We start from the raw sequence: 26,035 nt of genomic DNA on the forward strand, positions 1-26,035 counted from the left end.
AAGCCTAAAAAGCAGGAGCAAAAAAGCAAGAAAAAATAAAGGAAAATCAAAAAAGAACGCGGCGCCGCAGGCACCCACCAGTCTGCATGTTCCCCGTTCCCCATCCCCCGTTCCCCGCTCCAAAAGGCCCCGCCATGCTCGATGTCATCGAAACCATCCGCAGCTACAACACCGGCCGCGATCCCGAGCGTCTGCAACGAAAATACGCGGCGATGCGGCGCGATCCATTCACCTTCCTGCGCGGTAGCTGCCATCTGTTTTATGCCCAACTGCCGCAAGCCAAGTTGCTCAGCAAGGCGCCGCCGGCATGGGTCTGCGGCGATATGCACCTGGAGAACTTCGGCAGCTACAAAGGCGACAATCGGCTGGTCTATTTCGACCTCAACGATTTCGACGAAGCCACCCTGGCCCCTTGCACCTGGGAGTTGGTGCGCTTGCTTACCAGCGTACGCATCGGCGCCAGCAGCCTGAAACTGAAACCCGCACAGGCACAGTCTTTGTGCCGCAGCTTTTTAGACGCCTATACCGCCGCCCTGAGTAACGGTAAAGCACGCTGGATCGAACGAGACACTGCCGACGGCATGGTGGGCGATTTATTGCACAGCCTGCGCGGACGTCTACGCCCACCCTTCCTCGACAGCCGCACCGAGCGCAAGGGCAAAAAACGCACACTGCGCACCGATGGCAAAAAAGCGCTGCCAGTCACCGGCAAACAGCGCGACAAGGTCACCGCCCTGATCGAACAAGTCGCCGCAAACGAAGCCAACCCGCGCTTTTACCGTGTGCTCGATGTCGCACGGCGTATCGCCGGCACCGGCAGCCTTGGCGTGGATCGCTACGTGGTCTTGATCGAGGGCAAGGGCTCGCCCGACGGCAATTACCTGCTCGACCTCAAGCAGGCGATACCGTCCTCACTGGCGCCTGCACTGCTCAAGCGCGGCATCAAACTCAGCCAACCCGATTGGCACAGCGAAGCCGAGCGTGTCGTCACCGTGCAACAGCGTATGCAGGCCATCTCGCCGGCCTTTCTGAAAGCTGTGAACATGGATGGCGTGTCTTACGTGTTGCGTGGCCTGCAGCCCACTGAGGATCGCGTGGCGCTTGGTAACTGGAACGGCAAGCTGGATCGCCTAGAAGGGGTGTTGCAGTCGATGGGGCAGCTTATTGCCTGGGCGCAATTGCGCAGTAGTGGGCGCCATGGCTCGGCTGGTGCGGATGAGTTGATTGCCTATGGCGGCAAGGCGCGTTGGCCGGCGAAGTTGTTGGAGTTGTCTGGGGATTGTGCGCAGCAGGTGGGGCGGGATTGGAAGGTTTTTGCTCGGGGTTATGATTCGGGGGTGTTTGGTGAGACGTGAGTGTTGTCGCTAGGTTGTTCGCCTGCGGCGGGCTTTCGAACCCCTGCCGGGGTCCGAGTCACTTTTCTTTGCTTGCTCAAAGAAAAGTAATCAAAAGAAAGAGCACCCCGGTGAGTCGCCCTTCGGGTACGTGAGGGCCGGCCGGGCTTTTCGACAGTGCATCCCTGCACTGGCGAAAAGGACTCGGCATCCATGCCGAGTCCCCTGCGGGCCTGATCGTCCGACCCTCACCGACGCACAGGGGCCCCAAAGGTCAAGAGCAACGGCAACGTCAAAAGCCGCCGCTGCGCCGCTTTTGCCCCTCCCCCTGCTTGCAGGGGGAGGCTGGGAGGGGGTCCAACCTTGCCGCAAGATTGAACCCCTCCCCAACCCTCCCCTGCGAGCAGGGGAGGGAGCCACGCTGCCTCACCATTTCATTCATCGGCGACTGCTGGCAGTCGCTCCCGAGTGCGCGCTGGACGCGCGCTGCTCTTCGGGGCCCCTTTGCAGCGGTCAGGCTTGGACGACAAGGCCCGCAGGGGCATCGACATGGATGTCGATGCCTTTTCGCCAGGGCAGGATGCCCTGTCGAAAAGCCCGGCCTAGCCTCACGCACTCGCAGGGCAGGATGCCCGGAGAGCGCTGCATGGGGGTGGCCTTCTCTTTGGTTACTTTCTCTTGGCCATTCAAGAGAAAGTGACTCGACCACCGGCAGGTGGCCGAAAGCCCGCCGCAGGCGACCCAGGTCGCCATAACCCCCACCTACTTAGCCAAGCTTCGCCTTCAACACCCCATCCCCACGAAACATAGTCTTAATCCCCCGCACCGCCTGCCGAATCCGATCCTGATTCTCAATCAGCGCAAACCGCACATAGTCATCCCCGTAATCCCCAAACCCTATCCCCGGCGATACCGAGACCTTAGCCTCGGCGAGCAGCTTCTTGGCAAACTCCAACGAGCCCAGCGCCGCGTAAGCCTCGGGAATCTTCGCCCACACATACATCGACGCCTTCGGGTTATCGACCATCCAGCCCGCTTCGTGCAGACCGCGTACCAATACATCGCGGCGCTGCTGATACTGCATCGCGATATCGCGCACGCATTGCTGGTCGCCTTCCAGTGCCGCGATGGCCGCCACTTGCAGCGGGGTGAAGGTGCCGTAGTCGTGATAGCTCTTGATGCGTGCCAGCGCAGCAACCAGCTCACGATTGCCGACCATGAAGCCAATGCGCCAGCCGGCCATGTTGTAGCTCTTGGACAAGGTGAAAAACTCCACCGCGATGTCCTTGGCGCCAGGCACCTGCATGATCGAGGGGGCTTTCCAGCCGTCGTAGACAATATCGGCGTAGGCCAAGTCATGCACGACCAGGACGTCATACTGTTTGGCCAGCGCAATCACCCGCTCGAAGAAATCCAGCTCCACACATTGCGCCGTGGGGTTGGACGGGAATCCCAAAACCATCATCTTCGGCTTGGGGAAGCTTTCACGGATGCCGCGTTCCAGCTCGGCGAAAAAGTCGATGCCCGGCGCCATTGGGATCGAGCGGATCTGCGCGCCGGCAATCACCGCGCCATAAATATGAATCGGGTAACTGGGGTTGGGCACCAAGACGGTGTCGCCGCGATCGAGCGTAGCCAGCATCAAATGCGCCAGCCCCTCCTTGGAGCCGATAGTGACGATCGCCTCGGCTTCCGGGTCTATCTCCACCTGATAGCGTTCGGCATACCAATGGGCGATAGCGCGGCGCAGGCGTGGGATGCCTTTGGACGTGGAGTAGCCATGGGTATCGGGCCGCTGCGCTACCGTGCACAACTTCTCCACGATATGCGGTGGGGTTGGCCCATCGGGATTGCCCATGCTGAGGTCGACAATATCTTCGCCGCGATGGCGCGCGGCCATCTTCAGCTCGGCAGTGATATTGAAAACGTAGGGCGGAAGACGTTCGATGCGCGTAAAGCGGCGCGGGCTGCTCGTAGGCAAACCAACTGGGTCAGTCATGCTGAGTGATCTCGTTAACGTAAGCGCCCGGAACCGTCCGAGCGACGCCGGCCGCTGTGGCGACCTACCCCGCCGCCTACGCAGTTCGCGTCGATTCGCCGGGGTGATGCAACGTTACGACCATGCCGGGCGGCTTGTCGAGTGAATGGCCGACAGCGCGTAAACTTGCCAGCCTGCATCCCCTGGAATAACCATGCCCGCTGTCGAAACCCTGCTGATCGTCTTGATCATCGCCGTGCTGGCCGTACTGGTGCTGCAAATCGCCTCACTGCTACGCGCCCGTGGTGACGGCGGACTCACCGCACGGCTGGATGCATTGAAAGACGACAATCGCCATCTACGGGAGGCACTGGCGCAAGAGCAGCGCGCCGGCCGTGGCGAGCTGACCCAGACCCTGGGCCAGTTTCGCAGCCTGGTGCATGAGCAGCTCGGCGCCACGAGCGAGCAGCAACAGGAGCGCATCAGCGGCTTCGGCCAGCGACTTGAACTGCTTACCGAGCGTACGGACGCCGGCCTGCAAACCCTCGCACAGCGCCTGGCCGAAGACGCTCGCAAAGGCCGCGAGGAATCCACGCTCAGCCTCAATCGCTTCGGCGAACTGCTGCAACAGCGCCTGGCCGCACTCACCGCCGACAACGAAAAGCGCCTGGCCGACATGCGCACCACGTTAGAAACCAAGTTGCAGGCGATTCAGAACGACAACGCCGCCAAGCTCGAACAAATGCGCGCCACGGTCGACGAAAAACTGCAGAGCACGCTGGAAACGCGGCTGGGGCAGTCATTCAAATTGGTGTCCGAACGCCTGGAGGCCGTGCAGCGCGGCCTTGGTGAGATGCAAAGTCTGGCCACCGGTGTGGGCGATCTCAAACGCGTATTGACCAATGTGAAAACACGCGGCACGTATGGCGAAGTTCAACTGGGCGCCTTGCTGGAGCAGATCCTGGTGGCGGAACAGTACGCCGCCAACGTAGCCACCGTGCCAGGCTCCAACGAGCGTGTCGAATACGCGATACGTCTGCCCGGCCAACAAGATGGTCAACCCGTATGGCTGCCGATCGATGCGAAATTTCCGGTCGAAGATTACCAACGCCTGCTTGATGCCCAGGAAGCGGCCGATGCCGACGCCGCGCAAATCGCCGGCCGCGCGCTGGAAACACGGGTGCGCGAAGAAGCCAAACGCATCCACAGCAAATACGTAGCGCCGCCGTACAGCACCGACTTCGCGATTCTGTTTCTGCCCACCGAAGGCCTCTATGCCGAGGTCATCCGTCGCCCCGGCCTGTCCGACATGCTGCAGCGCGAATACCGCATCACCTTGGCCGGCCCCACTACCTTGACCGCACTGCTCAACAGCCTGCAAATGGGCTTCCGCACGCTGGCGATCGAGAAACGCAGCAGCGAGGTCTGGCAGTTGCTGGCGGCGGTGAAGACCGAGTTCGGCAAGTTCGGTCTGGTGCTGGACAAGACCCGCAAACAACTGGACACCGTGCGCAACAGCATCGACAGCGCTGGCCAGCGCACACGCGCCATCGAACGCAAACTGCGCGACGTCGAGACCATGCCCGGCCAGACAAGCCCCCTCCTGGGCGACAACTTGCCAGGCATCGAAAACGACGAGGATGACGTCGAGATTTGATGGAACGGGGAACGGGGAACGGGGAACGGGGAACGGGGAACGGGGAACGGGGAACGGGGAACGGGGAACGGGGAAAAGCCTAAAAAGCACAAGCAAAAAAGCAAGAGAAAAAACAAAGAAAAATCAAAAAGAACGCAGACCTGCCATATCCCCTCGAACTTCATGTTCCCCATTCCCCATTCCCCGTTCCCCGCCTAAAAAAGACCGCAACACCACAGCCACCACTCAAGCCGCATGTTCCCCGTTCCCCATCCCCCGTTCCCCGCTCTCATCTCCCTCCCGTTAAACTCCCCCGTCTATGCATGCCCCAAGGAATCTGCATGAGCGATCTCCCCGATTCGACCGAAGTCACCCGTGAACAAGCCGAAGAAGCCGTGCGCGTTCTGCTGCGCTGGTCCGGCGAAGACCCGCAGCGTGAGGGTCTGCTCGATACGCCCAAGCGCGTGGTCAAGGCGTACCGCGATTGGTTCAGCGGCTACCGGGTCGACCCAGGCGAGTACTTGAGCCGCACCTTTGAAGAGGTTGCCGGCTACGACGAAATGGTGGTGTTGCGCGACATCGAGTTCGAAAGCCATTGCGAGCATCACATGGCGCCGATCGTCGGCCGTGCCCACGTCGGCTACCTGCCGACCAATCGCGTCGTTGGCATCAGCAAGCTGGCACGTGTGGTAGACGCCTTTGCGCGCCGCTTCCAGGTGCAGGAAAAGCTCACCGCGGAAATCGCGCAATGCATCCAGGAAAACCTCCATCCGGCCGGCGTGGCCGTGGTGATCGACGCCAGTCATGAGTGCATGACTACCCGCGGCGTACACAAACGCGGCGTATCGATGATTACCAGCCAGATGCTCGGCGCATTTCGCGACGATGCCCGTACCCGCGCCGAGTTTTTGCAGTTCATCGGCATCCATGGCGGACGTCGATAGCCCCTATGCGCTATTTCGCCGCTCTGCTTTTGCTGCCGCTCATCGCGGCGGCACAAGATTTTCCGCAAACGCCCGCCGAATATCTTCAACGCATGGACAGCAACGGTGACGGCAAGATAAGCGAAGCGGAGTATGTGGAGTACATGAGCAACGGCTTTCGCCGCATGGATAGCAACGGCGACGGCGTGCTCGAAGCCGATGAACTCCCCGGCGGCCACGGCAAACCGATCACGCTTCGCAGCTATCAAGACAACCTGCGCCGGCAGTTTCACAAGCTCGACCGTAACCATGATGGCTATTTGAGCGCTAAGGAACTGGCTGCGCCGCCACAGGGTTAAGCTGACATCACCTGGCGCGGGATGTTGCGCTATGGTGTCCTCCCCAACCCTCCATATCGCCCCATGGACCTGCCCGATACTGTTGTCGCCGAACCGCGCCGTCGTGCCGCGGTCGCCTTCATCTTTGTCACCGTGCTGTTGGACATGCTGGCGTTCGGCATCGTGATTCCGGTGCTGCCGCACCTGGTCGAGCAACTGGCCGGCGGCGGCATCGCGAAAGCAGCCTGGTGGGTGGGCGTATTCAGCACGGTGTTCGCCATCGTGCAGTTCGTCTCCTCGCCAGTGCAGGGCGCGCTTTCGGACCGCTTTGGCCGCCGCCCGGTCATTTTGATCTCCAATCTCGGTCTGGCGGTGGATTTCATCGTGCTGGCCCTGGCCCCCACCCTGTGGCTGCTATTTGTCGCGCGCATCTTGCTGGGCATGACGGCCGCCAGCTTTACGACGGCCAACGCGTACATCGCCGATATCACGCCCAAGGAAAAGCGCGCAGCGGCGTTTGGCATGCTCGGCAGCGCCTTCGGCCTCGGTTTTATCCTTGGTCCGGGCCTGGGTGGCTGGCTGGGCGCCATCAACTTGCGCCTGCCGTTCTGGGTGGCCGCAGGGTTGGCGCTGTGCAACTTTTTGTACGGCTGCTTTGTATTGCCCGAATCCTTGCCGAAAGAACGCCGCACGCCGCGCTTCGAGCTACATAGCGCGCATCCGCTAGGCTCGCTCAAGCTGCTGCGCCGTTATCCACAGGTACTGGGTTTGGCGGTGGTGATGTTTCTGGTTTACCTGGCCCACTACGTGCTGCAAACCGTGTTCGTGCTGTATGCCGATTATCGCTATAGCTGGGGCACGGAAGCGGTGGGCCTGGTATTGATGCTGGTGGGCGTCTGCGACGGTTTCGTGCAGGCCGTGTTGATCGGTCGGCTGACCCCGCGTTTCGGCGAGCGCCGCGTACTGATCGCGGGCATGTTGTTCGGCATCGGCGCATTTGTACTCATGGGGCTGGCCAGCAATGGCGTAGTGTTTCTGCTCGGCATACCGCTGATGGCGCTATGGGGGCTGAGCGGGCCGCCCATCCAATCGATCATGACGCACCAGGTCGACCCCACTGAACAAGGGCGCCTGCAAGGCGCAATCAGCAGCCTGGGCAGTTTCGCCGGTATTTTCGGCCCGTTCCTGTTCTCCCATGTCTTTGTCTTTTCAATCATGAAATCATCGCCGGTGCACTTGCCCGGCTTGGCTTTTGTGTTAGCGGCCGAATTGCTGTTGATCGGCACAGTGATCGCCATATGGATCACCCGCCGCACCACCGATCTGGCCGAGATACCAGCCGATGGTGCCAAACCACCGCCACTACCCCCTCAGATTGCCGATCCACTGGAGCCATCGCCATGACCTTGTCCATGTACCAAGCTTCCGTACCGGTTTTCCTGCGCACGCTCAGCAACCTCAGCCATGTCCTGAAAAAAGGCGAGGCGCATGCCTTGGCTAACGGCATCTCGCCCGAGGTGATGTTGCAGACGCGACTGATCCCCGACATGTATCCATTGGTGAGGCAAGTACAGATCGCCACCGATATGGCCAAAAACGCCTGCGCCCGCCTCGCCGGCGTCGAGCCATTGAAGATCGAAGACGACGAAACCAGCTTCGCGCAACTACACGCACGCCTCGAACGTGTCATCGCTTACATCAAGACCTTCAAGCCCGAACAGATCGACGGCAGCGAAACCCGCGCGATCGAAATCAAGAGCCGCAATGGCAATTTGCAGTTCGAAGGCGAGCACTATCTGCTGCATTACGTCATACCCAATATGTTCTTCCACAGCACCACCGCCTACGCGATCCTGCGCACCGCAGGCGCCGAACTAGGCAAGGCCGATTTCATCGGCAAAGTCTGACGACAGGCCGCCCATAGCAGCCAAGAACATGCAAGGTCGGCAACAGCCACCTTGCATGCGCGGGCATCTCCGCCCCCCGCAAGCCTGGCGACAGCTTTAACTCACGCCCTCTTCACATTCGCAAGTTTCACGTCAGGTTCTTGTGGTCGAATCGTAACTTGTTGATGGGCCACTCGCGTGGCCGCGGTCAACAACCCGTTCTACAAGCCATCGCCATCTCGCAGGGGCGGCGTCGCGATGCGCTGATATCAAAAAGATTTACGACCACAACCGTTAGGGGGAGAGTGCCTTGAACACAAGGAACCGTTACACGTACACCCGCAAGATTCTCGCGTTCGCGTGCCTGGCCGCGCTAAATACTACGGCCGCGATGGCGCAAGATCATGCCGCCGACGACGCCACCAAAAAACAGGCCACCAGCCTGGAAAGCATTACGGTCACCGGCAGTCGCATCTCGAATCCGAACGTGATTTCGCCGACGCCGATCAGCGTGCTGACCGCCGCCGACATCAAAGCTACGGGCGCCATCAATATCGGCGACCTGATGACGACGATGCCGCAACTGGCGACCTCGTTCACCATGGGTAATTCCAGCCAGTTCATCGGCACGGTCGGCATCGCCAGGCAGGATTTGCGCAACCTGGGCACCAACCGCACCCTGGTGCTGGTCAATGGCCGCCGCTTTGTCGGCGCCACCGCCGGCAATACCGCCGTCGACGTCAACCTGATCCCGGCTGACTGGGTCGAGCGCGTGGAAATCATCACCGGCGGCGCCTCGGCGGTCTACGGTGCCGACGCGGTAACCGGCGTAGTCAACTTCATCCTCAAGAAGAACTACAAGGGCGCCAACCTGCATGCGCAGTACGGCACCTCCGAGCATGGCGGCTTCGACAAAAAACTGATCTCGCTGACCGGCGGCATGAACTTCGCCCAGGATCGCGGCAACGTCGCCGTGTCGATCGAACACAGCGATCAAGACTCGCAGGAATTCAGCGACCGCTTCGGCCATCAGTCCTACGCCTCGATCAAGACGCCGAACGGCCCCACCGACACCGCCTTGTTCGGTAACGCCGGCAGCTACACGATTACCGAGGGCGGCACGTTCTCCTTCGGCAAACCCACGGACATCACCAAGCGTTATGTGTTCGATCCGAACGGCAGCGTGCGTGCGCAGCGCTTCGGCGGACTCTATGACGATACCGGTCGCTGCACCGATTGCGACCGCGCCGATCTGAATCAGGTCAACCAGTTGCAGCCGCGCTACGGCCGTACCAGCCTGAGCACGGTCGCCAGCTTCAATATCACGCCGGACCACCACCTCTACTTCGAGGGCAACTACAGCCACGTCGACGTCAAGAAATACGGCCAGCCCGGTTTCGGCAGCGGCGCCTCGGCCTATACGATCACCAGCGACAATCCTTACATTTCGCCGGATCTGGCTGCGTTGATGAAGGCCAACGGCGCAAAGAGCATCAAGGTCGGACGCTTCGATGTCGACGGCGGCCGGCGCGGTGAAGACACCAGCCGCGATACCACCCGTGCGGTGTTTGGCATCAACGGCGCGATCGCCGGCGACTGGGATTACGACGCCTCGGTGGACTACGGTGTCACCGACGAGACCCGGCACAATCTCAACAACCGCATCAAAGACCGCTTTGCGGCCTCGCTCGATGCCGTGCGCGATCCGGTCAGCGGCAATATCGTTTGCCGCTCCACCATCAATCCAGGTGCGACCAACCCGAATGCCCTGGACTCAAAAGGCAGGCCGCGCGTACTCAATCCGATTGCCTTGGGCGGCGGTTGTGTCCCGACCAGCATTTTCGGCAACGGCGCAATCAATGCGGCTGCGGCCAACTGGTTCAACACCACCACCACCACCCGCTCGCGCCTGACCCAGTTCGTCGGCGGCGGTTCGGTGACCAACAACAATCTGTTCCAGATGCCGTTCGAAGCCGGTGCCGCCAGCATCGCGGCCGGCGTGGAATTCCGCCGCGAGAGCAGCCGCCAGGTAACCGATCCGCTGGACGTGGCTGGCCTGACCTTCCTCAACGCGATTCCGCCTTCAGGCGGCGCTTACGACGTCAAGGAAGGCTATATCGAAACAGCCTTGCCGCTGCTGTCCGGCCGCCCGTTCGCGCAAAACCTGACCTTCGACGCCGCAGCCCGCTTCTCCGACTACTCCACCATCGGCCACACCAAGGCCTGGCGCTGGGGCCTGGACTGGTCGATCGACGACAACGTCCGCTTGCGTGGCACCATGTCGAGCGCCGTGCGCGCACCGAATATCGGTGAGCTGTACAGCGGCCAGCGGGAAAACTTCTTCACCATCACTGATCCCTGCACGGCCGCACAGATCAAGAATGGCCCGAATCCATCCGTGCGCCAGGCGAACTGCGTGGCCCTGGGCGTTCCGCAAGGCTGGACCTCCACCAACGGCGCAACCATTCGCGGCGTCTCCGGTAGCAACCCGAACCTGAAGCCGGAACAAGGCCGTACCTGGACCGCCGGCATGGTGCTGACGCCACAGTTCCTGAGCGGCTTCGGTGTAACCCTGGACTACTGGAACATCAAGCTGAGCAATGCCGTCGCCGCACCCACCGGCACCGACATGGCCAACCACTGCGTGGATTCGACCACCGGTATCGGCAATGTGTACTGCCAGAACACTCAGCGTGACGGCACCTCGCATGAACTGGTCTACGTCAGCTCGCTCAACCAGAACATCTCCTCGCTGAGCACCTCCGGCGTCGATATCGGCGCGTACTACTCGCACCCGATGTTCGGCGGACGGATGAACTGGGCCATAGATGCGACCAAGGTCATCGCCTATACCGAGCACCCGTTCCAGGACGATCCGAGCAATACCGTGCAGGACAACGGCACACTGGGCTTCCCGAAATGGAAGGCCGTGCTGCGCGCGACCTACACATTGAACAACTGGATGTTCAACTGGAATGCGCGCTACTTCTCCTCGATGCTGCGCGTCAGCAACGAGAGCTATCGCTCCAACCCGACCCAGACCACGCCGATCCGTTCGTCCTCGGGCTTTTTCAACGACGTCAAAGCCGGCTACAAATTCGGCAACAGCGGCTGGCAGGCTTATCTCGGTATTACCAACGTATTTGACCGCAATCCGCCGGTGAACAGTTTCGGCACCACCTTCGGTGGCGGCTTGTACGATGCCGTGGGTCGCGCTTACTACGCTGGCTTCAACTACAACTTCTGATAGCGCGTATCAGGGTTAACTGAAGCAATAGGGCCGGCTTTTGCCGGCCCTATTTTTTTTGCCCATCCATCCCCATCTGATGGCCATACCCCCATCGAACATGGCAATGACCACCCCTACCCCATTGAAAATCGACTTCGTCTCCGACGTAGTCTGCCCCTGGTGCGCTGTCGGCCTGAAGTCGCTGGAGCAGGCGCTGCGGCATCTGGACGGCCAGGTAACCGCCGAGCTGCATTTCCAGCCGTTCGAGTTGAATCCGCAGATGGCGCCGGAAGGCGAAGATATCGGCGAACATCTGGCCCGCAAGTACGGCAGTACCCCGGAGCAGTTCGCGCAAAATCACGAAGCAATCCGCCAGCGTGGTGCGGCGGTCGGCTTCACCTTTGACATGAACAAGCGTCGGCGCATCTACAACAGCTTCGATGCGCATCGCTTGTTGCATTGGGCCGAGCTGCAAGGCAAACAAGGCGCACTGAAACTGGCGCTGTTGGAGGCCTACTTCACCGAGGGCGAAGACATCAGTTCACACGATGTGCTGCTCCGCGTCGTCGGCAAAGCCGCACTCGATACCGACGAAGCGCGTGCGGTACTTGCCGAGCATCGCTATGCCGATGAAGTGCGCGAGCGCGAACGCTTCTATCAGGCGCAAGGCATTCACTCCGTGCCGGCCATCATCGTCAACGAGCGTTACTTGATCCAGGGTGGTCAGCCGCCTGAAGTGTTCGAGGAAACGCTGCGCAGAATCGCCGCAGAGGTCTGATCGCTGTCCCCGGCAACAGCCGGGGACAGGTCCAATCACCCGCTATGGAGTGCCTTCGTAGTTGGTCCCTTGTACATACGCACCTGAGCCCAACTGCAGATTGAGGTTGAGGCTTAATAGCGTCGATATCGTCAGCTTCAAACGCCGGTTATCGAACGCCAGCGGCGTTGTCACCGGTATCGATACCGTATGCGATCCAAGCAGGCATAGCGAAAGCAGTTCGTTAGCCGATCCCACCGGCTGACTGTCACTGCCGTCGAGCGCGGTGGAGGCCAGGCTGTAGTTCACGCTCACACCCAGGGACAGCGTGCACGGCAAGGTCACTGAAAACGCCGCACCCGTCGTGAAATTGCCGACCAGGGGCGGGTCGCTGAACCAGCTCGGACTGTTTATGAGATCAAGGCTAAGCAACTGTGACGAGGCCGGCGTCGTGTTCATCGTGAAACCGCCCGCCGTCCCGGCAATATCGTTTCCATGCAGATACAGCGTCAGTGTGTGCAGTGGCAAACGCGAGGTACGTGCGCCGATAAAGCTCATATTGTCGCTGGGATCTATCTCGACATCGTTGACCGATGTCTGCGGCCTGACCATCACGGTATGAAACGGCACGCCAGACGGTGCGCCGGGCACCAGCCTGATCGGAATGCTGCGGTTAACTTCGCCATTGACGTCAATCGGCGGATCGATCAGACATTGCACGACCTCAGGCACCGCCGGGTCCGCATTCTCATAAAGCAAGCTGCAGCCATCGGGCAGCGGCGCACTGTGGTTGACGAATTCTTGCGTGATGAACGTCACCAGCACTTTTTCGGTGGTGGCATGCGGGCCTTTGTTGCCTACGGTAACTTCCACGTTCGCCGGCGCATTGGCCAACAAATTAGGCATGCTGGTGGCAACGTATAGATCTACCGCATTGCGGCTACCCACCACCGGCGCCGGCGCACCTGCGGTTGCGGTAAAACCCGGCGTCGTCACATTGTCGCTAACGTTCTGCTCGACATCGCCAGGTGCTGCAGGCACCACAATGCCGGCACCGTAATACGCCGCAGCAGGTGCATTCGGTGAAACCTGGATCGGAATAGTCAGGGTTACCTGCTGATTTTGCGCAGGGCCGGCCACCAGACATTGCACAATCTGATTGATCGTGTAATCGGGGTTGTTGTACAGGTAGACACAGCCACTCGGCAGCGCACCCGCAACATTCGCATACAACGGCAAGGCGTAAACGATGCGCACATTGCCGCTGGCACTTTGGCCGTTGTTGCCGACCGTGAGAATTTGCTGATCGATCGCACCGGGTGCAATCACCGGGTGATTGGTCGACAAGTTCAAATCGACATTGGCATCCGGCACCAACTTAGGTAGACGCGGCTTAGCCGGCGCGAGGGGGGCTGCTTTGGTCAGCGCGTGGAGCAGTCGCTCCTTCACCGGGGCCTTGTCTTTAGGCACCCGCACCAAGAAGGGGGTGGTACTGGCCGGCCCCGTCACATTGACCAGCGGCTCGAAGAGATTGTCCGCGCGATCACTGTCCACGTCGGTTGAACCAGGTACCGGCGACACCGCGCCGACGCCCCATTGCGGCCCGGTAGGCCCGCCGGCGATCAGCCTGAAGCGCAACGGAAATTGCACCGTGTCGCCAGGGGCCAGACCGGCAGGAACCGTGCATATCACCACTTCAGGCACGTTAGGCCGTGGGTTGGAGTACGCCTCGATACATCCGCTCGGCAATTGCGCGCTGACGTCGTTGATGAAAAACGGCGTGGCGATACCGAAATGCGCAGCGCCGGTCGTTGCGCTCAAACCATTGTTGCCGATCGTGAAGACTTCCGAAGCTTGATCGCGGCTGCCTACTTCGGGAATAGCCGGTGCGTTGCCCGTCGCGTACAAATTGATATTCGCCCCCGAAACCGGCGTGCCCAAAGCCACTTCGACGCCAGGCGCAATGGCATTGTCGTGAATGTCCTGCTCAATATCGACGCTGTTTGCAGCGGGATAAATCATCACGCTGCCATAGGTCAATGCCGGCGGCGCCAACGCATCGACGTCCAGATTCAAATCCACCTCGCGCACTTCAAACTGGCCCAGCGCCGGCAGTGTGCACAGCACGATCGAGGGCACGCTGCGCTCGGTATTCTCGTAGAGAAGCTGGCAACCCGACGGCAATGGCGAGTGGACATTGACATAAGCCGGCGTGACAAAGGTCAGCTCGACGTTTCCCGTGCCGGCCGCACCCACATTACCGACGAACAAATGCATCGTGGTGCTGGTATTGGGCTTTGCACTCGGCGAATCAGCGACTACAAACAAGTCGACCGCGCTAGCTCGCGCCAGCGACACAGCCGAGGCGAAGACGAACACTATCAGCCATCCGGCAAGGCGCATCATCGATCGATGGCGTGCGGGTAAATGGCCGGCGCGCTTAGACGCTAGCGTGGATTGGCGAGCTTGCACAGACATCGTTCCGTCCTCCTTCAACAAAGGGAAGGGGCGGAAGTAACGTGACCACCTGACGGGTTTCCGGCTGTCGTTCGATCCACGTCGGGTGCATGCGCCACACCGCCAAGATACAAACACTGCGGATTACTTCCGAAACGCTACGCCGTGATGTGTAGCCATATCGTGATGAAGATCACGACCGTCGCTGCCTGCCTTCGGCCACTGCCGAAGAATTGAGATTAAGGCTGAGTAGTTGCTATGTAGATACAACGACAGCGACCGCACGCGGTGGGTCGATCAAACACCGCACCACTTCGGGCACGGCGGGGTCCACATTCTCATAGAGCAAACTGCAGCCATTGGGCAGCGGCGCGCTGTAGTTGAGAATTGTTGGGTGATAATTGACACCGATTTATTTGATATAGATGCCATCATTAAGAAACGACTGCAAAATACCGCAGACAAAGGATGGATTCTCTATATTGGCGCTGTGCCCGGCCTGCGGTACCAAAACATAATCGCAACCGATCGCAGCCGCCGTTTCCCGCGCCTCCGCTGGCGGCCTGGGAATATCTTTCGCTCCGCACATCACCAAGATGTTATCGCGATCTAGTTTGCCAAGCTCCGCCTGCCGATCGCGCCGACCGAAAATGATGCGCCCCAACGGCACGACGCTTTCGCGCAGGGTTTTCGCCGGCATCGCAGCAAGCGCCTCGCGAAAATCTTTGCGCAATATCGAATCGGGGTCACCATCCGACGCAAAAAATAGCGGCACGATGGCATCCAGCAGCGGCGGCGACATCACACCTGTTTGTTCCAGCCCGGCAAGCATGCCGAAATAGCGTGCACGCGATATCTCCGGCTCGGCCCCCAGATAGGTATCCATCAACACCATCCGCTTGATTCTCGCCGGCTGTGCCAGTGCGAGTTCCACACCCCACATCCCGCCCACCGAGAGCCCGACGACAGAACATTGCTCAATCGCCAAAGCATCGAGCAACGCGAGCATCTGCTGCGCCAGATCCGCTATGTCGGCGGTGCCAGCGGGCAGCGCACCTGAAAGGCCGTGTCCCCAAAGATCGGGGGCGATCACCCGATAATGTCTGGATAACGCACTGATCTGCGATCTCCACATCGTCGCATCCCATAGATAGCCGTGACCGAGCAACACCGTCTCGCCAGCGCCTTCGTCGATGTAATGCAGCGGCTGTCCTTGAATCGTTACGTAAGGCATCGTTCGTATTCCCCTGGATGACGTCGGATGATTCTTCCCGGTACTTCGGCAAAGTTAGCGAGGTGGCTACCCCCGGCATGGCCCACGCCAGCTCATGAAAGCACGTCAGCGCATCACTCCGTACAATGGCCTTTCTACACGCAGCCAGGATCCCCTCCAAGGACTGCCGCGCGTGTGCCTTCCTCGCTACAACCCGGCCACATGCTCACCGACGATACCAAAGCCACCATCCGTGCCACTTATGCGCGCCTGAAAGACGGCTTGCCGGGTTTTCGCGCGCGTTCATCACAGGGGAAAATGATCGCCGAGGTGGCCAAGGCGCTGGCGATCACTGGCGGCGCGGCAGTGATTGAAGCGCCGACGGGCACCGGTAAGTCGATGGCGTATTTGATCGCCGGCGTTGAAGTGGCGCGCGCGCAGAAGAAAAAACTACTGATCGCCACCGCCACCGTGGCGCTGCAAGAGCAATTGGTGCAACGGGATATCCCGCTGTATCTGAAGCTCAGCGGCTATGACATGAAAGTAGCGCTGGCCAAAGGTATGGGCCGTTATCTCTGCCTGCGCAACCTGCGCATGGCGACCAACAGCCTGCAAGATTCCGCGCAGATGGGCCTGGCCGGATTCGATGCGGATCTGGCCTTGTGGGCCAAACCACCGGCCGAACGCGACAAGCAGGCCCTGTCCAAGCTGGCTATCGCTTTCGACGCCCAGACCTGGAATGGCGACATAGACACTGCGCCCGAGCCCATCAGCGACTTGTTGCGCCCCATGGTCACCACCACTGCTGGCGGATGCACCGGGCGCCGTTGCGCGCATTTCATGATCTGCCCGTTATTTGCCGCACGCCGGGCGATCGGCGACGCCGAAATCATCGTCGCCAACCAGGATCTGGTGTTGGCCGACCTCACCATGTCGAGCGGCCCGGATAGCCAGGGCGGCGTGATTCTGCCCAAGCCGGAAGAAACGCTCTACATCTTCGACGAAGGCCACCACGTACCGGGCAAGGCGATCGATCGCGGCGCCACCGAGGTTTTTCTTGGCGCCACGGTGCGCCAGCTCAGCCGACTCGGCCGCCAAGTACACGCCGCCTATTCGCTCACCGACAAGGAAACCCTGGGCAAGCTCAGCCTTGATGTCGGCGACCAGAAACTGCAGCAGCTCAGCGACGCACTGGAGGAGTTGGAGAAGGACATCCGGTTGGGCTGGCTGCCGGACGCGAACGACAGCGAACCCATGTTCCGCGCCTCGCTCGGCCAGTTGCCGGAGGCATGGGTGGATCATGCGCGCCTGTTGTCCGCTTACACCACCGAGATACAACGCTGGCTTGGCGCCGTGCGCCGTGCCGTGATGGAAATGAGCGAAGGTGGCCCGACCCAGGAAGCGCTGACGCGCGAGCTGGGCATGGCGCTGGAGCGCGTGGATAAACAGGCCCGCACCTGGCAGGCCTGGTCCAGCGACGACCCCGAGAATGCCCCGCCGCTGGCCCGCTGGGTGACGCTTGCCGGCGATCAGCAACTGGTTTGCCATGCCTCGTCGGTCTCTGCCGGCGCCCTGTTGCGTCACGTGCTTTGGGACAACGCCAGCGCCGTGGTGATGACCTCGGCAACGCTTAGCGCCGGCGGTAATTTTCGCGGCTTTGCCGACTCGGTCGGCCTGCCCAACGATGCGGTAACGCTCAGCCTGCCCTCGCCGTTCGACCTCGCCGCGCAAGCGCGTCTGGAAGTCCCGGCATTGCGCGCGCTGCCCGAAGCACGCGAAGAACATGCGCAGGAGATCACCGACTGGCTGGCCGAGCATCTGGACTGGGACGCCGGCAATCTTGTGTTGTTTACCTCGCGCGCCAAGCTCGACCGCGTACTGCAAAAGCTGCCGATCCAACATGTGCGCCGAGTGCGTGCGCAAGGCTCATTGGGCAAGGCGCAGTTGGTCACCGAACACATTGCCGCCATCGAAGCCGGCAAGGGCAGCACGCTGTTTGGCCTGGCCTCGTTCGGCGAAGGTCTGGACCTGCCCGGCAAGCTATGCGAAACGGTGGTCATTACCCAGCTACCGTTCGCCGTGCCTACCGACCCGGTCGGCGCCACCTACGCCGAATGGCTTGAATCACGCGGCCGCAACCCCTTTATCGAAGTGACCGTACCCGAAGCGACCCGCCTGCTCACCCAGTACTGCGGCCGCCTGATTCGTACCGAAACCGACCATGGCCGCATCGTCCTGCTCGACCGTCGCGTGGTGTTGAAGCGCTACGGCGAAGGCATGCTGAAAGCGCTGCCGCCTTTTACCCGCGTGATCGAGCGAGTGGCATGAGCGCACGTATCATCCGGGCCGATGCATGCACACCCGTGCCATGGAAAAACGGCCAGGGCCTGACCCGTGAGATCGCGCGGCACCCATCTGCTGCCGACGGCGAACATTTTCTATGGCGCGTCAGCGTGGCCGAGGTCAACAGCGCCGCACCGTTCTCTGCTTTTCCCGGCATAGACCGGCATATCGCACTGCTCGATGGCGCCGGCTTCACCATGACCCTCGATGATCGCCACCAGCATGCGCTATGCACACCGTTCAAACCGTTCGCTTTCCCCGGCGAAGCCCAGGTTACGGTAACCCTGGCCAACGGCCCGACCCGCGATTTCAATCTGATGACACGGCGTGACCATGGGCGCGGCGAAATCACAGCCTGGGCGACACCGGGCGACTATCGGGTGGAAAAAGGCATCGTGCTTATCTACTGCGCGCGCGGTAGTTTCGACACACACGATGGCGCTTTGCATACCGGCGACGCCTGGTTGTTTCCGCCGGCGGCCACGATCGTCTTGCCTGACGGCGCGGCGGCGTTGGCCGTGTGGATCGAAGGCGCCACGGCTTAAAGCCCCCCCTCCTACAAAAGCGACTCCCTCCCCTGCTTGCAGGGGAGGGCTGGAGAGGGGTCCGCGCCTGCGGCATATCTCCCAGCCCTGCCTCTTTACCTACATTCGAGCCGAGTTCCGGCGCCTATACTTGGCCCACCCCATCGCCGTACAGGTGACCCGTCATGCTCGTACTGATCTTAGGTCTGGTGCTTTTTCTCGGTGTGCATTCGGTACGTATCTTCGCCAATGACTGGCGCAGCCGGCAGCTCGCCAGGCTGGGCGAAAAAGGCTGGAAAGGCCTGTATTCGGTCATCTCCATTGCCGGCTTTATTTTGATCGTCTGGGGCTTTGGCCTGGCTCGGCAGCAACCCGTGCTGCTGTATGTGCCGCCGATGTGGCTACGCCATCTCAATGCGTTGTTCACCCTGCTCGCCTTTGTGTTGATCGCAGCCGCTCATGTGCCCCGCAATCACTTCAAGGCCAAGCTGGGCCATCCGATGTTGGCAGGCGTGAAAATCTGGGCATTTGGCCATCTACTCGCTACCGGCATGCTGCATGACGTGTTGCTGTTCGGCGCCTTCCTGTTATGGGCCGTGGTGGACTTTGTCGTCTGCCGTCGACGCGACCGCCTCGCCGGCACGGTTTATCCCGCCGGCGAGATCAAAGGCGATGTGCTGACCGTATTTGCCGGCGTGCTGGGCTGGGCGGTATTCGCCTTCGTGCTGCATGCCTGGCTGATCGGCGTCAATCCGATGCGCTGAAAATCACAGCTCTTAACCTATTGCGAGAACTGACTCATGCTCACCTTTCTGCTCTGGCTTTTGCTGCTTATCTTCTGCTGGCCGCTCGCCTTGCTGGCACTGGTGCTGTATCCCATCGTATGGCTGCTGGCACTGCCATTCCGATTGATAGGCATCTCTGTCGAAGCCGTGCTCTCCCTGCTGCGCGCGATCCTGATGTTGCCCGCGCGCGCGTTGCGCGGCCGGCATGGCTGACCTGTGTTGAATAAACCCCACTCGCCGGCATGCGAGCGCAACCGCGAGCCGATCCTCGCGGTGCTGAGCAAATACTTCGGCGATCGCCGGCACGTATTGGAGATCGGCAGCGGCACCGGTCAGCATGCGGCGCACTTTGCGGCCGCCATGCCGCAATGGATCTGGCAAAGCTCGGATCGCGCCGAGAACCTGCCGGGTATTCGCCTATGGTTGGAAGAGGCGATGCTGCCGAATACGCCAGCCCCGTTGGCATTCGATGTCGGCGGCGCCTGGCCCGCAGAACGCTACGACGCCATTTTCAGCGCCAACACCTTGCACATCATGGCCTGGGCCGAGGTTGAGCAACTGTTTGCAAAATTACCGGATATCACTCGTGACGATGCCGTGCTGGTGATCTATGGACCCTTCAACTATCAAGGCCGCTACACCAGCGACAGCAATGCCGCATTCGATCAATCGCTCAAGGCGCGTGGCGAGCAGATGGCTATCCGCGACGCGGAAGCAGTGGATCGACTGGCACAAACGGCAGGCTTTCAGCTCATCGACGATGTTGCGATGCCCGCGAACAATCGCTGCCGTGTTTGGCAGCGACGCGGTGACCGGTAGGAGCACACCCGGTGCGCTCCTACCGTCATCAGAACACTACGGCACGATGGGCAGACTGATGAAACTGGCCGTACCCGGCGTATGCCAGACCCGTTGGGTCGCCTTGCGATAATCGGCCGGCTTCGCATTGAAAATGTTCGGCACGAAGGTCTGCGGATTGCGGTCGTACAGTGGAAACAGGCTGGATTGCACCTGCACCATGATGCGGTGACCCGGCTGAAACACATGATTCGCCGTCGGCAAGCCAAAGCTATAAAGCAGCGGCTGATCGGGGGTGATCGCCTGCGGATGCTCGAAGCTGGTGCGGTAGCGGCCACGGAAGATATCCAACGACACCGCCAGCTCGTAGCCGCCCATCGTCGCATTCGACGCCACCGTATCCGGGTAGACATCGATCAGCTTTACCACCCAATCGCTGTCGGTACCGCTGGTGGAAGCGTACAGATTCACTACCGGCGCACCGCCGATATGCAGCGGCTCGGTCAACGGCGCGCTGATATAGGTAAGCACGTCTGGACGGCCATCGACGAAGCGCTGGTCGCTGACCAGCCAGCGCGTCCAGGCGTCGTGATCGGCGAAATGCACCGGGCGCGGCAGATAAGGCACGGGCTTGGCCGGGTCGGAGAGATACTCGTCGAACTTCGCCGCAGCCGCCGCAGGCGCATTGAATGACAGCGCCCCGTCGGCACCGAGATACAAAGGCTTGGGCTTGGCCGCGCAGCCTTCATCGCAGCTAAGCGGCCAGGACTTGTAGCGATCCCAGCGATTCTCGCCGGTGTTGTAGATCAATACGGGCGGCGTATCGGCCTTGGCAGCGCCGTCGACCAGATATTGATCGAAGAACGGCTTGAGCACATCGCGGCGAAACTGCTCGGCGGTGTCGCCCTGCCACTGCAACGGCCCCAGCGAGGTACCGTCGTAGTTCACCTGGCTATGCCGCCACGGCCCCATCACCAGGTAATTCTTGTCGTTGCCGGCGTCTTTGGACTCGGTCGCCGCATAACTGTGAATGGCGCCCCACATATCCTCTTGGTCCCACAGGCCTTGCAGCCACATCGTGGGTACCTTCAATGGCTGTTGCGCCATGATTTTATCCAGCGCCTGCTGCTGCCAGAACGTGTCGTAGGCCGGGTGCTCCTCCAGTTTGCGCCAGAACGGCAACTGCTCAAGACCGGCGGCACGCGCGTAGTCCCCCGCCGAACCCGCCTGCAGGAAATTGTTGTAATCGTCGTAACCGGCACGCGTTACGCCTTCGCCCTTGCCCTTCTGCGCGGTCTGCCCCTGGATGTAGTCGAAATTGGTCTGCCGGTAGGCGCCGTAGTGGAACCAGTCATCGCCCATCCAACCGTCCACCATCGGGCTTTCCGGTGCGGCGACTTTCAAGGCCGGATGCGGGTTAATCAAGGCCATCACTACCGTGAAGCCCTCATAAGACGAACCGAGCATGCCGACCTTGCCGTTCGATTCGGGCAGGTTTTTCACCAGCCAGTCGATACTGTCGTAAGCATCGGTGGAGTGGTCTACCTGGCTGGCATTCAACGGCCCGCGCAACGGACGCGTCATGACGTAGTCGCCCTGTGAGCCGTACTTGCCGCGCACATCCTGAAACACGCGGATGTAACCGCCCCGCACGAAGACTTCGTCACCCTGCGGCAATTGCGACAACATGCTCGGCGATGCCAGCCGCTCGGTGCGGCCGCTGGCGTTATACGGCGTGCGCGTAAACAGAATCGGCGCGTGTTTGGCGCCCTTGGGAATGATGATGACGGTATGCAGTTTCACGCCGTCGCGCATCGGAATCATCACCTCGCGCTTGATGTAATCGTTGTTCGCGGTAGGCGCGGTGAATTTGGCCGGGATATCCGGCGTCAGCGGCGCGGTTTGCGCACTGGCCACACCAGCGGCGAGCAGGGCAACAGATATCAAATAGCAACCAGTACGCATGAAGCCTCCGGACCGGCAGGGTGCGGCCTGCCGTAATGGGTTCGTGGATGGCTGCGTCTCCCCGCAGCGCCCCGACTATAAAGCCTGTTTACTATCTTTTCGCGCAGATGGCGGTTTGATTTTCCGCCGCGATGGTTCACGATGCCTCAGCCATCGCAGCCACTGAATCCAACCGTGCAAGCCGTCGACACACTTACTCCCTGCCCTTGCGGCCATATCGACGGCTATGCCCGCTGTTGCGAGCCGCTGCATCTGGGCGCGGCGGCGACCACGGCAGAGCAATTGATGCGCTCGCGCTACAGCGCCTACGTACTCAAGCGCGAGGACTACCTGCTGGCCACCTGGCATAGCAGCACCCGCCCGGCCCACCTCAAGCTCGCTGCGCAACAGCCGGCGCCGAGCTGGCTCGGGCTTACCGTAAAACATCATGAGAGCAACGGCGATCACGCCGTAGTCGAGTTCATCGCACGGCTACGCTACGGCGGCGGCAAAGCGCAGCGCATGCACGAAGTCAGCCGCTTCGTGCGCGAGGACGGCCGCTGGTATTACCTGGATGGCATGTTTCCCGACGCCTGAAGGCCAACAGTCAGTGTCGTCTCGCCCTCGTAACGTCCGTGCGGACCATAGCGCCGCTCGACCACCCTGCCGCACCCGTCATGATCCAGCGCAACGACGGTACTGGCGCGCGTGCCGTAGTACTCGCCGCGAATAAACGCCGACGACAACCAACGCTCGCGCTCCAGGCCGATCCCCGTATCGGGCAGTTCGGCGTCGGCGGCGACATGCTCGTCGGCAAGCGCCTCGAACAGCGGCGCGAGATCGTCCCCGCCAGCCGCATCCAGCCACGCTTGCAAGCGCTGCATCAAGGCGCGCGTTTTCGGCCAGGGCGTATTGAAGTCCGCGTTGGAAAGACCGTGCACGCCAGGGGTTATCCATTGCGCCCGCGGCTCGGGCCGGTTACCCAGATAGAACGCATCGGTTGCATCGAAGGTAAGCAAATTGAAGGGGCGATAAGCCGCTGCGGTCGCCAATAGCTGCCGTGCGTGGATTTCGGCGCTTGCAGCGCCCTTGAGATAATCCAGCGCCAGCAGGCCACGTGAACGGCCAAGCTGCGGATCGCGTGGATCGCGCACATTGGTCACCACGCTGCAGCGTCCATTGTCATCGACCCCCAGCCAGGTACCGCCGGCCTCCAGGTCACGGCCGGCATAAATGGGCGCGTCGCTCCACGATGCCAGCGGCGCGCTGGGGCGGGCATGAAACTCGTCGCGATTGCCGGCCAGCAATAAGCGCCAACGCGGGTGTGCATTCCACGCAAAAGCTATCAAACACATGCGATTGCCCCGTTCGTAAGAGCCTGTTCAAAGCTCAAACAGCGCACCGCATCACACGGCGCGCCATGGTCAGTGAAGGCATCTGCACCTTCTATTCACATCCATTGTACGTATGAGCGGCAACAGTACTCGGGCTTTGGTATCACCAAGCATGCCATGGGGATGGCACATCGAGGGATCACCCGGGGGGCTTATCGTGTCGCTACGTGTTAAGGGGTGTGCACCCTGATATACGCGATGGAACGCGCTTACTCATTCAGCAATCGAGGAGTGCGCGATCAATGAAACGATTCACCCGTAAACAGCTCTCGTGGATAGGCACATCGATGCTTATCGCCATGACCATGCTTGGCGTAACCAGTCGCATGGCACAAGCAGCAGACAACATAAAACCCGAAACCGCCCTTGCCCAGCGAGCACTGACGTCCGTCAGCACGCTCAAAGAAAACCTGCGTCCACACGGCGTACCAAGCGATTTCGTGGTGACGCCCAACGGCTATTTTTCGGCAACCTGCGTGCAGACCGTGCATGCCCATGAAAAACTGCATAAGGACGGCAGCATCGAGCATGCCAACGGCATGGTGCGCAAACCCGCGCTTTGCTCGCTGGCGCATTACCGCCTGGATGGCACCCGAGTCGAGCCTAATGGGGCCATCTCGGCAATCCACCGCAGCACCAACCCCACGATCAATGGCTGGGTTATCGACACCGACTACACCAGCTCCAGCGCTATCGGCCGGATCGTCGCCAGTTGGACGGTGCCGACCACACCGTCGAATCCGGGCAGCCAGGTCATTTATTTCTTCCCCGGCCTGGAGCAATTGCCCAATGTGCAATCGATCCTGCAGCCGGTACTCGGCTGGAACGGCTATAACGATGCGGCCTGGACCCTGGCCAGTTGGAATTGCTGCGTCGATGGCACCACGTTTCACAGCGATCCGATCAATGCCTCCGATGGCGATCAGGTCATCGGCGACACCTACTCGACCTGTGCGCCCGGAGTGAGCTGCTCGAATTGGGCCATCGTCTCCACCAACGTCAGCACCGGCCAGAACAGCACGCTCAACACCGACCCCTACGGCGCGCTGACCTGGGTATTCGGCGGCGTGCTGGAGGCGTACGGCGTCGATACCTGTGACCAATATCCGGCCAGCGGCTCGATCAGTTTTACCGATATAGGCGTCTATACCCTCGACGGAAACCCGGTGGCTTCGCCGCCCTGGAACAACTCCTACCCGGTCGGATCGCAATCGCCGCAATGCAACTACGGTGTCTCGGCGACATCGAGTACAAGCACGTTGGTTTACTGATACCGACGCGTTGATTCAAGCCATGCCACCCTGAAAACCTTCAGGGTGGCGGCGTTACGACACGGACCATCGCATCCCAAGGAATCGCCCTTGCGTCCGTCGTTGCCGTTGGTGCCTCAGGGCGAGCAGCTTTCGCAGCAGGATGCCTTCACTCACCTACGCCATCTTAGAGAGTGCAACCTATGAACAGACTCATGCGAAACAACCGCCGTCATCTGGCCTGGATCGGCGCATCCATGCTCGTGGCCCTATCTACGCTCGGATTCGCCAGTAACCCGGTGCACGCAGCAGAAAGCATCCAGCCCGAGGCGGTCATCACTACGGTCGGGACCCTCGACGCCAACTTGCGCCCGCCGGGCGTACCCGGCGATTTCGTCATCACGCCCAACGGCTATTTCTCGGCCGCTTGCGTGCAACTGGTGCAGGCCGACGAAAAAGTGCATACCGACGGCCGCATCGAGCGCGCCGACGGCGCCATCCGCAAGCCGGCGACCTGCACCCAGCCGCACTACACCTCCGGCGGCATGCGGGTAGAGCCGAACGGTGCCGTTACCGCGCCATTTGGCTACAAGAGCACCGTGCCCAGTTACAGCGGCTGGGTGCTCTACACCAGCTACAGCAGCAACAAAGCGATTGGCCGGATCGTCGCCAACTGGACGGTGCCTGCGGCTCCGACCAGCGCCGGTAGTCAAGTCGTGTACTTCTTCCCCGGCCTGGAGCAATTGCCCAACGTGCAATCGATTCTGCAGCCGGTACTGGGCTGGAATGGCTACAACGATAAAGCCTGGACCATGGCTAGCTGGAACTGCTGCGTCAGCGGCACCACCTATCACAGCAGCCCGATCAAAGTGTCCAAAGGCGACAAGCTGCTCGGCGACACCTACTCCACATGTGCTCCCGGCGTGAGCTGCTCGGTCTGGGCCATCGTCTCCACCGATACCACCAACGGCAGAAGCACCACGCTCAGGACCAACCCCTACAACACCTTGAACTGGGTCTTCGGCGGCGTGCTGGAAGCCTACGGCATCGGCACCTGCAGCCAGTACGCCGGCAGCCCGATCAACTACACCAACATCAAGGTCTACGACATCAATAACGTACAGGTCGCCTCGCCGCCGTGGCAGGGCACCAATGTGATCGGCTCGGGCTCGCCGCAATGCAACTACCACATTGCCGCGACGGCCAGTACCGCCACGCTGTCTTATTGATACCTGCAGTGCGCAAT

21 protein-coding genes are annotated in these 26,035 nt (G+C 60.9%); 16 read left to right on the forward strand and 5 right to left on the reverse strand.

The window, feature by feature from the left end:
* Positions 1-134 precede the first annotated feature (134 nt).
* Entirely contained in the window at positions 135-1,355 is a 1,221-nt protein-coding gene (locus tag DVJ77_RS18115; protein ID WP_114846929.1) for a DUF2252 domain-containing protein, read from the forward strand.
* 745 nt (positions 1,356-2,100) lie between these two features.
* On the opposite strand, the gene alaC is transcribed toward DVJ77_RS18115, so the two are convergent.
* Positions 2,101-3,333, reverse strand: coding sequence for an alanine transaminase (gene alaC, locus DVJ77_RS18125; protein ID WP_114846931.1), 1,233 nt, complete (start codon positions 3,331-3,333; stop codon positions 2,101-2,103).
* 193 nt (positions 3,334-3,526) lie between these two features.
* Here alaC and DVJ77_RS18130 point away from each other — a divergent pair, with 193 nt between their 5' ends.
* The 7 genes from DVJ77_RS18130 (at position 3,527) to DVJ77_RS18165 (ending at position 12,102) form a co-directional block, all read left to right on the forward strand.
* Complete coding sequence (locus DVJ77_RS18130) at positions 3,527-4,969, forward strand: DNA recombination protein RmuC (protein WP_114846932.1); 1,443 nt, start codon at positions 3,527-3,529, stop codon at positions 4,967-4,969.
* A gap of 320 nt (positions 4,970-5,289) precedes the next feature.
* Positions 5,290-5,892 (forward strand): GTP cyclohydrolase I FolE, encoded by a 603-nt coding sequence (gene folE, locus DVJ77_RS18140; protein ID WP_114846934.1) that lies wholly within the window; start codon positions 5,290-5,292, stop codon positions 5,890-5,892.
* Between the two features lie 5 nt (positions 5,893-5,897).
* Positions 5,898-6,230 carry an EF-hand domain-containing protein gene (locus tag DVJ77_RS18145; RefSeq protein ID WP_114846935.1) on the forward strand — a complete coding sequence of 111 codons (333 nt, stop codon included), beginning with the start codon at positions 5,898-5,900 and terminating at the stop codon, positions 6,228-6,230.
* A 63-nt stretch (positions 6,231-6,293) separates the two neighbouring features.
* Positions 6,294-7,613 carry a TCR/Tet family MFS transporter gene (locus DVJ77_RS18150; RefSeq protein WP_114846936.1) on the forward strand — a complete coding sequence of 440 codons (1,320 nt, stop codon included), beginning with the start codon at positions 6,294-6,296 and terminating at the stop codon, positions 7,611-7,613.
* Complete coding sequence (locus DVJ77_RS18155) at positions 7,610-8,116, forward strand: DUF1993 domain-containing protein (protein ID WP_114846937.1); 507 nt, start codon at positions 7,610-7,612, stop codon at positions 8,114-8,116. The genes DVJ77_RS18150 and DVJ77_RS18155 overlap by 4 nt, the downstream gene beginning before the upstream one ends.
* A gap of 289 nt (positions 8,117-8,405) precedes the next feature.
* Positions 8,406-11,342: a TonB-dependent receptor plug domain-containing protein gene (locus DVJ77_RS18160; RefSeq protein ID WP_114846938.1), complete on the forward strand. Its 2,937-nt coding sequence runs from the start codon at positions 8,406-8,408 to the stop codon at positions 11,340-11,342.
* Positions 11,343-11,448: 106 nt separating this feature from the next.
* Complete coding sequence (locus DVJ77_RS18165; RefSeq protein WP_114846939.1) at positions 11,449-12,102, forward strand: DsbA family oxidoreductase; 654 nt, start codon at positions 11,449-11,451, stop codon at positions 12,100-12,102.
* Between the two features lie 42 nt (positions 12,103-12,144).
* Here the strand turns inward: DVJ77_RS18165 and DVJ77_RS18170 are convergent, their stop codons facing one another.
* Entirely contained in the window at positions 12,145-14,559 is a 2,415-nt protein-coding gene (locus DVJ77_RS18170; protein ID WP_114846940.1) for a hypothetical protein, read from the reverse strand.
* 391 nt (positions 14,560-14,950) lie between these two features.
* The gene (locus DVJ77_RS18175) at positions 14,951-15,772 is read right to left on the reverse strand and encodes an alpha/beta fold hydrolase (RefSeq protein ID WP_114846941.1); all 822 of its coding nucleotides are present in this window, start codon (positions 15,770-15,772) and stop codon (positions 14,951-14,953) included.
* Positions 15,773-15,973: 201 nt separating this feature from the next.
* On the opposite strand from DVJ77_RS18175, the gene dinG reads away from it, so the two are divergent.
* The 5 genes from dinG (at position 15,974) to DVJ77_RS18200 (ending at position 20,222) form a co-directional block, all read left to right on the forward strand.
* Positions 15,974-18,079: an ATP-dependent DNA helicase DinG gene (dinG, locus tag DVJ77_RS18180; RefSeq protein WP_114846942.1), complete on the forward strand. Its 2,106-nt coding sequence runs from the start codon at positions 15,974-15,976 to the stop codon at positions 18,077-18,079.
* Complete coding sequence (locus DVJ77_RS18185; protein ID WP_114846943.1) at positions 18,076-18,639, forward strand: HutD/Ves family protein; 564 nt, start codon at positions 18,076-18,078, stop codon at positions 18,637-18,639. The genes dinG and DVJ77_RS18185 overlap by 4 nt, the downstream gene beginning before the upstream one ends.
* 164 nt (positions 18,640-18,803) lie before the next feature.
* Complete coding sequence (locus tag DVJ77_RS18190; RefSeq protein ID WP_114846944.1) at positions 18,804-19,382, forward strand: NnrU family protein; 579 nt, start codon at positions 18,804-18,806, stop codon at positions 19,380-19,382.
* A 36-nt stretch (positions 19,383-19,418) separates the two neighbouring features.
* Positions 19,419-19,616, forward strand: coding sequence for a hypothetical protein (locus DVJ77_RS18195; RefSeq protein WP_114846945.1), 198 nt, complete (start codon positions 19,419-19,421; stop codon positions 19,614-19,616).
* A 6-nt stretch (positions 19,617-19,622) separates the two neighbouring features.
* Entirely contained in the window at positions 19,623-20,222 is a 600-nt protein-coding gene (locus tag DVJ77_RS18200) for a DUF938 domain-containing protein (RefSeq protein WP_114846976.1), read from the forward strand.
* 36 nt (positions 20,223-20,258) lie between these two features.
* Here the strand turns inward: DVJ77_RS18200 and DVJ77_RS18205 are convergent, their stop codons facing one another.
* Entirely contained in the window at positions 20,259-22,166 is a 1,908-nt protein-coding gene (locus DVJ77_RS18205) for a CocE/NonD family hydrolase (protein ID WP_114846946.1), read from the reverse strand.
* A gap of 141 nt (positions 22,167-22,307) precedes the next feature.
* Here DVJ77_RS18205 and DVJ77_RS18210 point away from each other — a divergent pair, with 141 nt between their 5' ends.
* Complete coding sequence (locus DVJ77_RS18210) at positions 22,308-22,742, forward strand: YchJ family protein (protein ID WP_225428076.1); 435 nt, start codon at positions 22,308-22,310, stop codon at positions 22,740-22,742.
* On the opposite strand, the gene DVJ77_RS18215 is transcribed toward DVJ77_RS18210, so the two are convergent.
* Entirely contained in the window at positions 22,712-23,500 is a 789-nt protein-coding gene (locus DVJ77_RS18215; protein ID WP_114846947.1) for an NRDE family protein, read from the reverse strand. The two genes, DVJ77_RS18210 and DVJ77_RS18215, sit on opposite strands and share 31 nt — an antisense overlap.
* Before the next feature lie 281 nt (positions 23,501-23,781).
* On the opposite strand from DVJ77_RS18215, the gene DVJ77_RS21500 reads away from it, so the two are divergent.
* Positions 23,782-24,810 (forward strand): hypothetical protein, encoded by a 1,029-nt coding sequence (locus DVJ77_RS21500; RefSeq protein WP_225428077.1) that lies wholly within the window; start codon positions 23,782-23,784, stop codon positions 24,808-24,810.
* A gap of 194 nt (positions 24,811-25,004) precedes the next feature.
* A complete protein-coding gene (locus DVJ77_RS18225; protein WP_114846948.1) occupies positions 25,005-26,018 on the forward strand; it encodes a hypothetical protein in 1,014 nt (337 codons plus the stop codon).
* Positions 26,019-26,035 lie beyond the last annotated feature (17 nt).

It is taken from the genome of Dyella tabacisoli, assembly GCF_003350925.1.
Lineage (GTDB): Bacteria > Pseudomonadota > Gammaproteobacteria > Xanthomonadales > Rhodanobacteraceae > Dyella_C > Dyella_C tabacisoli.